Here is a 13,257-nt window from a genome sequence, read left to right as displayed (position 1 = left end):
TACGAGCCGGACGTCAGGCACCAGGCGGAGGAGAACCACACCCAACTCGCCCTGCTGGCCGCCGGCCTCGGAGTCGCGATGATCCCCCGGCTGGGGCGCGGTCCGCCGCCGGACGGGGTGGTGGCGGTGCGCATGGACCCGGTGCCGGTGCGGCGGCTGTACGCGCTGTGGCGTACGGAGGCGGCCCGCCGGCCCGCGATCACGGCGGCGGTCGCGGCGCTCCAGGCGCACGGGGCGGCCGTGGGGCTGCGCGGGGAGGCGCGGGGACGCGCTCAAAATCGTTCGCACCCTTGACCGGAAGTTATTTTCTGGATATCCGTGCTCCTTGGCAGTTTCTTTCACCACCCCCTCGTCACCGAGTACGGCCGAAGGAGCTCACGTGCACCACCGCACCTCCAGACGCACCCTTCTCACCGCCACCGCCGCCACCGCCGTCGCGGCGGCCACGGGCGTGGCGGCCGCCCCCGGCGCCCTCGCCTCCCAGGGCTCCGCGCACAGCAGCCACACCTCCGCCGCCACGACCCGGCGGCTGAAGCGGCTCATCTCCCGGATGAGCCTGGAGGAGAAGGTCGGCCAGCTCTTCGTCATGCGGGTCTACGGGCACTCCGCCACCGACCCGGACCAGGCCGACATCGACGCCAACCTCGCCGAGATCGGGGTGCGCACGGCGGCCGAGATGATCGCCAAGTACCACGTCGGCGGCATCATCTACTTCTCCTGGGCGCACAACACCCGCGACCCGCACCAGATCGCCGACCTCTCCAACGGCATCCAGCGCGCCGGCCTCGCGGGCCCGACGCCCCTGCCGCTGCTGATCTCCACCGACCAGGAACACGGCATCGTCTGCCGCGTCGGCGAACCCGCCACGCTGATGCCGGGCGCGATGGCGCTGGGCGCGGGCGGTTCGCGCTCCGACGCCCGGGAGGCCGGGCGGATCGCGGGCGCCGAACTGGCCGCGATCGGCATCAACCAGAACTACGCGCCCGACGCGGACGTCAACGTGAACCCGGCCAACCCGGTGATCGGCGTACGGTCCTTCGGCTCGGACCCGCAGTCCGTGGCCGCGATGGTCGCCGCGCAGGTGAAGGGGTACCAGAGCGCCGGGATCGCCTCCACGGCCAAGCACTTCCCCGGCCACGGCGACACGAGCACCGACAGCCACACCGGCCTGCCGGTCATCGGCCACACCCGGGAGCAGTGGGCGGAGCTGGACGCGCCGCCGTTCCGGGCCGCCATCGCCGCCGGCATCGACTCGATCATGACGGCGCACATCGTGGTGCCCGCGCTCGACCCGTCCGAGGACCCGGCGACCCTGTCCCGGCCGATCCTCACCGGCATCCTGCGCGAGGAGCTGGGCTACGACGGCGTCGTGGTCACCGACTCGCTGGGCATGGAGGGCGTGCGGACGAAGTACGGGGACGACCGGGTGCCGGTCCTGGCCCTCCGGGCGGGCGTCGACCAACTGCTCAACCCGCCGAGCCTGGACGTCTCCTGGAACGCTCTGCTGGCGGCCGTCAAGAGCGGCGAGGTCAGCGAGGCCCGGCTCGACGAATCGATCCTGCGCATCCTGCGCCTGAAGACGAAGCTGGGGCTCTTCGACCGGCCGTTCGTCACCGGACGCGGGGTGGACCGTACGGTCGGCACCCGGGCGCACCTGGCCGCCGCCGACCGGATCGCCGAGCACACCACCACCCTGCTGGCCAACGAGGGCCGGCTGCTGCCGCTGTCGCGCCGCTCGCACCGGAAGCTGCTGGTGGTGGGCGCCGACCCGGCCTCCCCCTCGGGCACGACGGGCCCGCCGACGACCACGCTGGCGGATGCCTTCAACGAGCTGGGGTACCAGGCGACCGCCCTGTCCACCGGCACCGCGCCCACCCAGGCGTCCATCGACGCGGCGGTGGCGGCGGCGCGGGGCAAGGACGCGGTGGTCGTGGGGACTTACAACGTCTCGGCGGCCAGTTCGCAGCGGACGCTGGTCGGCGCGCTGGCCGCGACGGGCGTCCCGGTGATCACCCTCGCCATCCGCAACCCGTACGACATCGCGCAACTGGCGGGCACCGGGCATGCGGCGCACCTGGCCGCGTACTCCTGGACCGACGTCGAACTGCGCGCGGCGGCCCGGGTGATCGCGGGCCGGGCGCGGCCGGAGGGGAAGCTGCCGGTGCCGGTGCCGCGCGCGGACGACCCCGCGAAGGTGCTGTACCCGGTGGGCTACGGGCTGAAGTACTGAGGCGCCCCGACCCGGCGGCCGTTGTCGTACGGCCGCCGGGTCGGGATCGCGTTACGGACGCCGGAAGCCGAGCCGGTGCTCGGTCGTCAGGTCCTTGTCGTCGAGCCGCGCGTCGAACTTCGCGAGCGGCCTCGCCTTCGACTCGTCCTGCTGGACGGCGGCCGGGGCGACGCCCGCCCAGCGCAGGATCGCCGCGGTGGCGGTGGCGTTCTCGGACGGGACGAGACCCGCGACGTTCGAGCCGTGGTTCCCGCCGGGCACGGTGAAGACGTAGCTGTCACGGGCGCCCGCCCCGAGCCGGAAGCGCTCCGCGCCCCACGGGTCGTTCTCGCCGTATACGTACAGCATGTGCGTGGCGTGGTGCCTGACCCAGGTGTCGACGTCGCGCATCGCCGAGGGCTGGAACTTCATCGGGATGGAACGCGGCACGAAGGTGCGCGGCGGCTGGTATCCGTAGCGGCTCAGCTTGCCGAGCCAGGGCTGTTCGATGTCGGGCGAACCGAGCTGGGTGCCCGCCTGGTAGTAGTACGGCGTGTAGTTGGCCAGGCCCTGGTCGGCGTAGGCGGAGAAGCCGGAGATGGAGTCCACCGAGTCCCAGATCGCCTGGTCGGTCGCGTGCTCGGCGTCGGCCGGGACCGAGTCGCAGTCGGCGAGCAGGCTGTACTGCCAGAACGCCCAGATGTAGTCCATGACGACGGCCTCGTAAGCCTTGTCGAGAGTGCCGACGGTGTCGAAGGTGTAGCCGTTGTCGGCGGCGTACCGCGCGTACTTCTTCTCCAGCGGCGCGCGGCGGATCAGTGCCTCGCGCTGCACGCCGTTCAGCTTGTCGCGGCACTCCTTGGTGCCGACCTTCGCGAAGAACCGGTCGTAGGCCGAGTCCTCGTTGTCGACCACGTCGTTGGGGGCGACGTAGGCGACGACGCCGTCCATGTCCTTCGGGTGGAAGCGCTCGTAGTACGTGGCGGTCATGCCGCCCTTGGAGCCGCCGGTGGTCAGCCAGTTCTTGGAGTAGATCCGCTTGAGCGCGGTGAACACCCGGTGCTGGTCGTCGGCGGCCTGCCGGATGTCGAGCTTGGACCAGTCGGCGGGCGAGGGGCGCGACGGGGTGAAGAAACGGTACTCCAGGGAGACCTGGTTGCCGTCGACGATCCGGGTCGGCTCCGAACGGCTGGGGTTGGTGGAGACGTTGTAGCCGCCGGTGTAGAAGACCGTGGGGCGGGAGGTGTCCTTGTGCAGCAGGGTGATGCGCTGCTGGAACGTTCCCTTGGACGGGTGGCGGTGGTCGACCGGCTGGGTGTAGTCGAGGACGAAGTAGCGGTAGCCCGCGTAGGGCTTCTCCTCGATGAGACTCATGCCCGGGATGGCCAGGATGCGGTCCTTGATGTCCGTGCTCGTTCCGCTGTCGCCGACGGCGGTACGGAGCGCGGCCGGTTCGGCGGCGGTGGCCGCCCCGGCGGAGGCACCCGTCGCACTCACCGTGCCGATGAGCACCGCGAGCGACAGGATTCCTCTGAGCGCCTTGCGCATGCGCGTCCTCCCCTTGGGAGGCGTCCCGCCGAGCACGACCGGGCCCGCGAGACACCCCATGGTTCACAGCTGACGCGGTGAACCTAGCGGGGCGGCACCGGGGACACCAGACCCCGTCGCCGGGGCCCGGAACATGTCACTCGGTCAGCACAGGATCCAGCTCGTGCGGCCGCCCTTGCCCTCGACCGAGCCGGAGACCCGCACGCAACGGTTCAGCGCGTGCACCGTCACCGGGCCCGCCAACTGCGTGAAGCTGCCGCTGTCGGTGACGGGGTGGCCGCCGCGCGGCTGGATGGTCACGGACATGGAGCGGCGCTTGCCCGGCTTGGCGGCGACGGCCGTGGCGCAGGCATAGGCCCGCGACTTGTACACGCGCAGCTCGCCCGTCGCGAACTTCACCGTCTTACGGGGCCGGCCCACGCAGGCCGACGCGGCGTCCGCGCTGCCCGCCACCGCCCCACCGAGAACCAGTGCGAAGGCGGTCGCCAGGGACAGGGCCACGAAGCGGCGGCAGGCCCCGCGCCGCACGCCCCAGGCATGTCCTTCGGTCCCTCTGGTCACAGCAGCCCCATCGCCTCATCGAACAATCGCGCCCCTACCCGACACCTGGACGCACATGCGTGTACCTCCCTACGACGCCGGAGGCCATCCGGAGGTTGCACCCGGCGTGCTCGGTCTCCCCGCCGGCCGAAGCGCCCCACCATGGAGCCGGACAGGACAGACCGCCACGAAAGGCAGGAACCGCCATGACCCGCATCAGCTCCGCCCGGCGCCCCCGCGCCCGGCGCGCCGTCGGCCGTACGCTGCTCGCCTCCGCGCTCCTGGCCGCGGCCGTCGCCGTGCCGGCCGCCGCGGCGGCCCCGCGCGAGGCCACCGCGGCGGCGGTCCACGACGAGGTCGCCACCCAGGAATCCCGGCTGGTCGACCACTTCTACGGCGCGTACACCGACGCCGTGGCCGCCGAGGACGGCGGCTCCCTCGCCGCCGCGCTCCGCGGCTTCTACCTCACGCCCGCCCTGAGCGCCGAGCTGGACGACTGGGAGGCGGCCAACCACGCCGACGGTGTGCTGCGCGCCCAGGACGTCCCGGCCGCCTACCGGGTCACCGCGGGCGACAGCGGCGCCGGACACACCTGGTCCGTGGTCCGCCTCACCTGGGGGTCCCCGGCGAACCCCACGTACACCTATCTGTCCGTGCGTTCGGACCTGGCGACCGGGAAGATCTCCGGCATCAGGGAGTAGAGGCCCGGCGGTTCACACGCCCGCCGGCTCGTCCTCCCCTATGAAGGTGCGCCACAGCGCCGCGTAGTGACCGTCGCGGGCGAGGAGTTCGTCGTGCGTGCCGTCCTCCACGACCTGGCCGTGGTCCATCACCACGACCCGGTCGGCGCGCGCGGCGGTGGTCAGGCGGTGGGCGACGACGAGGGTGGTGCGCCTCCCCGCGAGCCGGTCGGTGGCCCGGTTGACCTGGGCCTCGCTGGCGAGGTCGAGGGATGCGGTGGCCTCGTCCAGCAGCAGGACGTCGGGGTCGACCAGTTCGGCGCGGGCGAGCGCGATCAGCTGGCGCTGCCCGGCCGAGAGGTTGCGGCCCCGCTCGGCGACCTCGTGGAGGTAGCCGCCGTCCAGGGTGGCGATCATGTCGTGTGCGCCGACCGCCCGGGCCGCCGCCTCCACCTGCGCGTCGGTGGCGTCCGGCCGCCCGTAGGCGATGGCGTCCCGGACCGTCCCGGAGAAGAGGTACGCCTCCTGCGGTACGACCCCGAGCCGGTGCCGGTACGCGGTGCGGTCGAGGTCGCGCAGGTCGGTGCCGTCCGCCGTGACCCGGCCGCTCGTCGGGTCGTAGAACCGGGCGACGAGCTTGACCAGGGTGGACTTGCCGGCCCCGGTCTCGCCGACGAACGCGACGGTCTGCCCGGCCGGGATGCGCAGGTCGACGCCGCTGAGCGCGGCCTCCTCGCCGCCGTACGCGAACGACACGTCCTCGAAGGCGATCTCGCCGCGCAGCGACTCCACCTCCCGTGCCTCGCCCCGGTCGGCGGTGGACGCCGGTTCCTGGAGGAGTTCCTGGATGCGGCCGAGGGAGACGGCGGCCTGCTGGTAGCCGTCGAAGACCTGGGAGAGCTGCTGGACGGGGGCGAAGAACAGGTCGATGTAGAGCAGGTAGGCGACCAGCGCGCCGGTGGTGAGCGTGCCGTTGTCGATCCGGCCCGCGCCGACGATCAGCACGGCGGCCGCGGCCACGGATGACAGCAGCTGGACGAACGGGAAGTAGACCGAGATCAGCCACTGGCCCCGGACCCGGGCCTGGCGGTACTCGTCGCTGCGGGCGGCGAACCGGTCGGCACCGTCCCGCTCGCGCCGGAACGCCTGCACGATCCTGAGCCCGGCGACCGACTCCTGGAGGTCGGCGTTGACGACGCTGATCCGTTCGCGGGCCAGCTCGTACGCCTTGACGCTCTTGCGGCGGAAGAAGACGGTCCCGACGACGAGGACCGGCAGGGTCGCGAAGACGACGAGGGCCAGTTCCACGTCGAGGACCAGCAGCGCGACCATGATGCCGAAGAAGGTGACGACGGAGACGAAGGCGGTGACCAGGCCGGTCTGGAGGAACGTGGACAGCGCGTCCACGTCCGTCGTCATCCGGGTCATGATGCGGCCGGTCAGCTCGCGCTCGTAGTAGTCCAGGCCGAGGCGCTGGAGCTGCGCGAAGATCTTCAGCCGCAGCGAGTAGAGCACCCGCTCGCCGGTGCGGCCGGTCATGCGGGTCTCGCCGATCTGGGCCGCCCACTGCACGAGGACGACGGCCAGGGCGACGGCGGACGCCGCCCAGACCGCGCCCAGCGCCAGCTTGGTGACGCCGTCGTCGATGCCGTTCCTGATCAGGACCGGGAGCAGCAGCCCCGCCCCGGCGTCCACGGCCACCAGGCCGAGGCTCACCAGCAGCGGCAGCCCGAAGCCGCGCAGCAGCCTGCGCAGCCCGTAGGAGTCCTCGGCGTGGACGGCACGGGCCTCGTCCACGTCCGGGGTGTCGTCCGCCGGGGGCAGGGCGTCGACCTGGGCGAGCAGTTCGGGCGTCGCGGGCATGCCGGCCGCGTCGGTGCTCCGCTCCTCGCCGTTGCGGACCCACAGTTCGGGGGTGATGCCGCGCTCGGCGTCGAACTCGGCGTCGATCTCCTCCAGGAGCGCGCGCTCCTGTCCGGGGTCTTCGGCCGCGGGGGCCGGCCGGTGGCCTGGTGAGGTGGTGCCGAGCTCGTCCGGGTCGGTGAGCAGGCGCCGGTAGAGCGCGCAGCGGCGCTCCAGCTCCTCGTGGGTGCCGAGGTCGGCGAGGCGGCCGTCGTCCAGGACGGCGATGCGGTCGGCGAGGTTCAGGGTGGAGCGGCGGTGGGCGATCAGCAGGGTGGTGCGGCCGGCCATCACCTGGCGCAGGGCCTCGTGGATCTCGTGCTCGACGCGGGCGTCCACGGCGGAGGTGGCGTCGTCCAGGAGGAGCAGGCGGGGGTCGGTGAGGATGGCGCGGGCGAGGGCGATGCGCTGGCGCTGGCCGCCGGAGAGGGTGAGTCCGTGTTCGCCGACCTTGGTGTCGTAGCCGTTCGGCAGCTCGGCGATGAAGCGGTCGGCCTGGGCGGAGCGGGCGGCCTGTGCGATCTGCTCGTCGGTGGCGTCGGGGAGGCCGTAGGCGATGTTGGCGCGGACGGTGTCGGAGAACAGGAAGCTGTCCTCGGGGACGAGTCCGATGGCGGCCCGCAGCGAGTCGAGGGTCAGTTCACGCACGTCGTGGCCGCCGACGAGGACCGCGCCGTGCGAGACGTCGTAGAAGCGGGGCAGCAGCAGCGAGACGGTGGACTTGCCGCTGCCGGACGCGCCGACGACGGCGACGGTCTCGCCGGGCTCGATGGTCAGCGAGAAGCCGTCGAGGACCGGGCGCCGCGTCTCGGCTCCGCCTCCAAGGTCCTCGTCGCCGGCGTAGCCGAAGCGCACGTCCTCGAACTCAACGCTCGCCGGGGCGTCGGCGGGCAGCTCCTTGGTGCCGTTCGTCAGGTACGGCTCGGTGTCGATGAGTTCGAGTACGCGTTCCACGCCGGCGCGGGCCTGCTGGCCGACGGTGAGGACCATGGCGAGCATCCGGACCGGGCCGACGAGCTGGGCGAGGTACGTGGAGAACGCGACGAACGTGCCGAGGGTGATCTCGCCCCGGGTGGCGAGCCAGCCGCCGAGGGCCAGCATCGCGACCTGGCCGAGGGCGGGGACGGCCTGGAGGGCGGGGGTGTAGCGCGAGTTGAGCCGGATGGTGCGCAGCCGGCCGGCGAACAGCTTGCGCCCGACCTCGCGCAGTTTGCCGGTCTCCTGGTCCTCCTGCCCGAAGCCCTTGACGACGCGGACGCCGGAGACGGCCCCGTCGACGACCCCGGCGACGGCGGCGGCCTGCGACTGGGCGTACCAGGTGGCGGGGAAGAGCCGGGTGCGGGAGCGGCGGGCGATGTACCAGAGGGCGGGGGCGACGGCGACGGCGACGAGGGTCAGCAGCGGCGACAGCCACGCCATGATGACCAGGGAGATCAGGAAGAGCAGGACGTTCCCGATGGTCATCGGGAGCATGAAGAGCAGACTCTGGATCAGCTGGAGGTCGCTGGTGGCGCGTCCGACGACCTGCCCGGTGGACAGTTCGTCCTGGCGCTTGCCGTCGAGCCGGCTGATCGTCCCGTACATGCCGGTCCGCAGGTCGTGCTGGACGTCGAGGGCGAGCCGGCCGCCGTAGTAGCGGCGGATGTAGGTGAAGGCGTAGACGAGGGCGGCCGCCGCGATCAGCAGTCCGGTCCAGACGGCCAGGGAGCGGGTGTGGCCGACGACCACGTCGTCGATGATCACCTTGGTGACGAGCGGGACGAGGGCCATCACGGCCATGCCCCCGAGCGAGGAGCCGAGCGCCAGCAGGACGTTGCGCCGATAGCGCCAGGCGTAGCCGCTCAGTCTGCGCGCCCAGCCGCCCCGCTGCCCGCGTTCCGTCTCCCGTGCGTCCGCCACCCGGTGCCTCCCGTTCGACCTGATCCGACGGAAGGCACCAACACGGTGGGCTGCGGATTTCATCCCGCGTCAACAAATACGGGACCTTGGTCGTAGGTCCCGGGGTGGCGGCGCCTACCGCGGCTTGGCGGTGAGCATCCGGCCGGCCGGGGCCTCCGGGACCGGCGGGACGGCCTCCTGCGGGGCGGCGGGCACGGTGAAGACCCTCGCCTTCATGATGCGCGGGTTGAGGTCCTTGTGGACGGCCCGGGCGACGGCCTGGATGGTGTTGACGCCGTCGTTCATCGTCTTGTTGTCCTGGGTGAGGACGGTCAGCGCGTAGTCGTGGCCGTTGCCGGTGAAGGCGCCGATGCTGTGCACCCGCCAGCCGTGGGTGGCGCGCTGCAGCCAGCCGTTCTTGACCTGGACGGTGGTCCCGGTCAGGGCGCCGGCCGGGGTGCCCCAGCGCTGCGAGGAGACGACCTTGTGCATCAGCCCGAGTTCGTAGGAGCGGGCTCTGTCGCTGAGCACGGAGTTCTTCGAGGTGAGCAGGGTCAGCAGCCGCTGCTCGTCCTGGGCGGTGATCTGGGTCAGGCCCCAGTAGCCGCCGGAGCCGGGCACGGTGTGGGTCATCCCGGCCGCCTTCAGGAAGGCGTTGACCTTGGCGACGCCGAGCTGCTTCCACAGGCTGGTGGTCGCGTCGTTGTCGGACTTGGTGATCATCTTGGTGCTGAGGTCGGTCTCGCGCTGGGTGAGGTAGCGGTTGTGCTTGGCGTTGTCCCACAGCAGCGTGGCCAGCACGGTCGCCTTCACGACGCTCGCGGAGTCGTACTTGGAGGTGGCGCGCAGCGTGCAGGTGGTCTTGGTGGTGCGGTCGTAGAGCGCGACGGCCACGGTCGACTTGCGGCCCTTGAGCGCGGCGGTGATGTCCTTCGACAGCTTGGCCGCGAGCCCGGCCCGGCCGGAGGTGCAGCTCACCTGCGCGGTGGCGGCCGAGGCGGGCGCCGCGCCGAGGGCCACGGGTGCGAGGACCCCGGTGGCGACTGCGGCACAGAGCGCGGCGCGGGCGCGCCCGGATATACGGGATGTGGTCATGGTGCGTTCCCCCTGAACGGTTCCTGCGGGCGGCCCCCCGGCCGGCCCGTAGAGATGACTCACGGGCGGCCGGAAGGTTGTACGCACCGGGGTGGCGGGGGTCCTACAGGTGGGTCGGCTCGAACATCTTCAGCAGGGCCGGGAGTACGACGACCGAGGGGCCCGGCCGTGCGAACGCCTCGGCCAGGTCGGCGGCGAGCGTCTCGGGGCTCGTAAGGACCGCCGGGACGCCGAAGGACTCGGCGAGGGCGACGAAGTCCGGGCGGGCCAGTTCCGTCGCGGTGGTCTCGCCGAAGGCGCCGGTGAGGTATTCGCGCAGGATGCCGTAGCCGCCGTCGTCCACGATCAGCCAGGTGACCGGCAGGCCGTACTGGCGGGCGGTGGCCAGTTCGGCGATCGAGTACATCGCGCCGCCGTCGCCGGAGACCGCGAGGACCGGCCGGGCCGGGTCGGCCACCGCCGCGCCGAGCGCCGCCGGGAACGCGTAGCCGAGACCTCCGGCGCCCTGGGCCGAGTGCATGGTGTTCGGGCGGCGCGCGTCGAAGGCGGCCCAGGCCCAGTAGCCGAGGATCGTCATGTCCCAGAAGCTGGGCGACGCGTCGGGCAGGGCGGTGCGGATGCCGGCCAGGAGGTGCTGTTCCAGGTCGCGCCCCTGGCCGGCGATCCGGTCCCGGACGCGGGCGAGGACCCCGGCGACGCGCTCGGCGGCGGCCGGGTCCCGGCGCGGGGCGACCGCTTCGATGAGGTCGGCGAGCGCGTCGCGGGCGTCGGCGTGGATGCCGAGCGCCGGGTGGTTGGCCTCCAGCTTCCCGGCGTCGGCCTCGATCTGGACGACCCGGCCGCGCGGGGCGAACGTGTAGTAGTTGGAGGAGAGTTCGCCGAGTCCGGAGCCGACGACGAGCAGGACGTCGGCGTCCTCCAGGAAGTCGGTGGTGTGCCGGTCCTCCACCCAGGACCGCAGCGAGAGCGGGTGCTCCCAGGGAAAGGCGCCCTTGCCGCCGTACGTGGTGACGACCGGGGCGTCCAGCCGCTCGGCGAGCGCGCGCAGCTTGCCGGACGCGTCGGACCGTACGACCCCGCCGCCCGCGATGATCGCCGGGCGCTCGGCCCGCGACAGCAGATCGGCGGCCACGGCGATGAGTTCGGGGCGGGCGTGCAGTGCGCGCGGGGTGGCGTCCAGGCCGGAGACGACGGGCAGCGCCGTGGCGGCCTCCAGGACGTCCTGCGGGATCTCGACCCAGACGGGGCCGTGCGGGGCCGTCAGCGCGGACTCCCAGGCGGCGCCGATCGCGGACGGGATCTGCGAGGCGGTCCGCACGGTGTGGACGGACTTCACCACGTCCCGGAACGACGCCTGCTGGTCGCGCAGTTCGTGCAGATGGCCGTGGCGGCCGCCGCCCAGCCCCCGGACCGGGATCTGGCTGGACACCGCGAGCACGGGCGCCGACGCGGCCGCCGCCTCCTGGAGCGCGGCGAGCGAGGTCAGGGCGCCCGGCCCGGTCGACAGGAACAGCGGGGCGACCTCGCCGGTGATGCGCCCGTAGGCGTCGGCGGCGAAGCCCGCGTTGTTCTCGACGCGCAGGCCCACGTACTCCAGCGACGAGCGGCGCAGCGCGTCGAACAGGGCCAGCACGTGCTGTCCCGGCAGCCCGAACACGGTGGTCGCGCCCAGCCCCCGCAGCGTCTCGACGACGAGGTCGCCGCCGGTCCGCCCGGGCGGGGGGTTCAGCGCGGCCTCGATCTGCGCCGGGGTGAGCGGTGGCCGCTCGTCGTGGTGGTCGTGACTCACTGGTGCCGGGCCTCCGCGATCTGCCGGGTCATGATCGTCGTCAGCTCGTACGCGGTGTGCGAGGCGGCGACGGAGGTGATCTCCGCGTGATCGTACGCGGGGGCCACCTCGACCAGGTCGGCGGAGACCAGGTGGCAGGAGGACAGGCCGCGCACGATCTCCAGCAGCTCGCGGGAGGTGAGGCCGCCGGCCTCGGGGGTGCCGGTGCCGGGGGCGTGCGCCGGGTCCAGCACGTCGATGTCGATGGAGATGTACAGCGGCCGGTCCCCGATGCGCTGCCGCAGCTGGTCGGCGACCTCGTCGGCGCCGCGCCGCATGACATCGGCGGAGGTGACGATCCCGAAGCCCATCTTGGCGTCGTCGGTGAGGTCCTGCTTCCCGTACAGCGGGCCGCGGGTGCCGACGTGGGAGAGCGCCGAGGTGTCGAGGACGCCCTCCTCGACGGCCCGGCGGAACGGGGTGCCGTGCGTGTAGGCGGCCCCGAAGTAGGTGTCCCAGGTGTCGAGGTGGGCGTCGAAGTGGAGCAGGGCGACCGGGCCGTGCTTCTTGGCGACGGAACGCAGCAGCGGCAGCGCGATGGTGTGGTCCCCGCCGAGGGTCATCAGCCGGGCCCCCGTGGACAGCAGCTCGTCGGCGGCGGCCTCGACGGTCTCCACGGCCTCCTCGATGTTGAACGGGTTGGCCGCGATGTCCCCGGCGTCGGCGACCTGCGCGAGGGCGAACGGCGAGGCGTCCTGCGCCGGGTTGTAGGGGCGCAGCAGCCGCGACGCCTCCCGGATCGCGTTGCCGCCGAAGCGGGCGCCGGGCCGGTAGGAGACGCCCGAGTCGAAGGGCACCCCGACGACGGCGACGTCCGCCGTGCCGACCTCGTCCAGGCGGGGCAGCCGCGCGAACGTCGCGGGCCCGGCGTACCGCGGGACGCGGGAGGAGTCGACGGGGCCGCGCGGCGTGTCGTTGCTGCTCATGGTGGGGGCCTTTCCTTCGGTGTGCGGGGTGCCAGGGCGACGCTAGGTGGCCCGGGGCCCGCACTGAAGTGTACGTTTCCTCCACTCAGGCCCCGAGGAACGGACGAACCATCCATGCCGGCCTTCCCCGCTGCCCCGTCCCCTCCCCCGGCCCCGCCCGTGCCGCTGGCCGAGCTGCTGGCCCGCGAGGAGCTGGGGCTGCGGCTGATCGCGGGCCCGGGCGAGGCGGAGCTGCTGTGGGTGCACGCCTCGGAGATGGCCGACCCGTACCCGTACCTGCTCGGCGGGGAGCTGCTGCTGAGCGCCGGGGTGCTGCTCACGGACCCGGACGCGTACGTGGCCCGGCTGGTGGAGGCGGGGGCGGCGGCGCTCGGTTTCGGGGTGCGGCCGGTCCACGAGGCGGTGCCGCCGGAGCTGGTCGCGGCGTGCGACCGGCACGGGATGGCGCTGGTCGAGGTCCCGCCCGGGACCCCGTTCACCGCGATCGCGCGGGCGGTGTGGGGGCTGATGGCCGCCGCACGGGAGCGCGAGCTGCGCCGGGTGACCCGCGCCCAGCAGGCCCTGGCGACGGCGGCGGCCCGCCCGGGCCCGGTGCCTGAGGTGCTGCGCCGGCTGGCCGCCCGGCCGTCGAGCCGGGCGGCCAGCCAGATC

9 protein-coding genes and 1 pseudogene are annotated in these 13,257 nt (G+C 73.0%); 4 read left to right on the top strand and 6 right to left on the bottom strand.

The features are described from left to right. A pseudogene (locus E6R18_RS26440) lies at nt 1-294 on the top strand (LysR substrate-binding domain-containing protein); the annotation flags it as partial. An 85-nt stretch (nt 295-379) separates the two neighbouring features. Beyond that, a complete protein-coding gene (locus E6R18_RS26435) occupies nt 380-2,230 on the top strand; it encodes a glycoside hydrolase family 3 protein (RefSeq protein ID WP_136319412.1) in 1,851 nt (616 codons plus the stop codon). A gap of 51 nt (nt 2,231-2,281) precedes the next feature. On the opposite strand, the gene E6R18_RS26430 is transcribed toward E6R18_RS26435, so the two are convergent. Next, nucleotides 2,282-3,757, bottom strand: a complete 1,476-nt coding sequence (locus E6R18_RS26430; protein ID WP_136319411.1) for a S28 family serine protease — start codon at nt 3,755-3,757, stop codon at nt 2,282-2,284. Nucleotides 3,758-3,901: 144 nt separating this feature from the next. Then, nucleotides 3,902-4,318: a hypothetical protein gene (locus E6R18_RS26425; protein WP_136319410.1), complete on the bottom strand. Its 417-nt coding sequence runs from the start codon at nt 4,316-4,318 to the stop codon at nt 3,902-3,904. Nucleotides 4,319-4,503: 185 nt separating this feature from the next. Between E6R18_RS26425 and E6R18_RS26420 the strand changes: the two genes are divergently transcribed. Continuing rightward, nucleotides 4,504-4,998 (top strand): hypothetical protein, encoded by a 495-nt coding sequence (locus tag E6R18_RS26420; RefSeq protein WP_136319409.1) that lies wholly within the window; start codon nt 4,504-4,506, stop codon nt 4,996-4,998. A gap of 12 nt (nt 4,999-5,010) precedes the next feature. Here the strand turns inward: E6R18_RS26420 and E6R18_RS26415 are convergent, their stop codons facing one another. The 4 genes from E6R18_RS26415 to speB form a co-directional block, all read right to left on the bottom strand. Then, the gene (locus E6R18_RS26415; protein ID WP_136319408.1) at nt 5,011-8,778 is read right to left on the bottom strand and encodes an ABC transporter ATP-binding protein; all 3,768 of its coding nucleotides are present in this window, start codon (nt 8,776-8,778) and stop codon (nt 5,011-5,013) included. Between the two features lie 114 nt (nt 8,779-8,892). Next, complete coding sequence (locus E6R18_RS26410; protein ID WP_136319407.1) at nt 8,893-9,852, bottom strand: serine hydrolase; 960 nt, start codon at nt 9,850-9,852, stop codon at nt 8,893-8,895. 103 nt (nt 9,853-9,955) lie between these two features. Then, a complete protein-coding gene (locus E6R18_RS26405) occupies nt 9,956-11,641 on the bottom strand; it encodes a thiamine pyrophosphate-binding protein (protein WP_136319406.1) in 1,686 nt (561 codons plus the stop codon). Next, nucleotides 11,638-12,606, bottom strand: coding sequence for an agmatinase (speB, locus tag E6R18_RS26400; protein ID WP_136319405.1), 969 nt, complete (start codon nt 12,604-12,606; stop codon nt 11,638-11,640). Before speB ends, E6R18_RS26405 begins: the two co-directional genes overlap by 4 nt. Before the next feature lie 114 nt (nt 12,607-12,720). On the opposite strand from speB, the gene E6R18_RS26395 reads away from it, so the two are divergent. Then, on the top strand, nt 12,721-13,257 hold a 537-nt coding region (locus E6R18_RS26395; protein ID WP_206308434.1), incomplete at its 3' end, for a PucR family transcriptional regulator ligand-binding domain-containing protein.

Origin of the sequence: Streptomyces sp. A1277 (assembly GCF_004795015.1) — a bacterium.
GTDB lineage: Bacteria > Actinomycetota > Actinomycetes > Streptomycetales > Streptomycetaceae > Streptomyces.
Note: the sequence above shows the minus strand (reverse complement) of the source record. Positions and strands in the feature narration are given on the sequence as shown.

Coding starts and splice junctions, on each gene's coding strand:
- E6R18_RS26430 (WP_136319411.1), bottom strand. CDS start 3,757: ATGCGCAAGGCGCTCAGAGGAATCCTGTCGCTCGCGGTGCTCATCGGC.
- E6R18_RS26420 (WP_136319409.1), top strand. CDS start 4,504: ATGACCCGCATCAGCTCCGCCCGGCGCCCCCGCGCCCGGCGCGCCGTC.
- E6R18_RS26410 (WP_136319407.1), bottom strand. CDS start 9,852: ATGACCACATCCCGTATATCCGGGCGCGCCCGCGCCGCGCTCTGTGCC.
- speB (WP_136319405.1), bottom strand. CDS start 12,606: ATGAGCAGCAACGACACGCCGCGCGGCCCCGTCGACTCCTCCCGCGTC.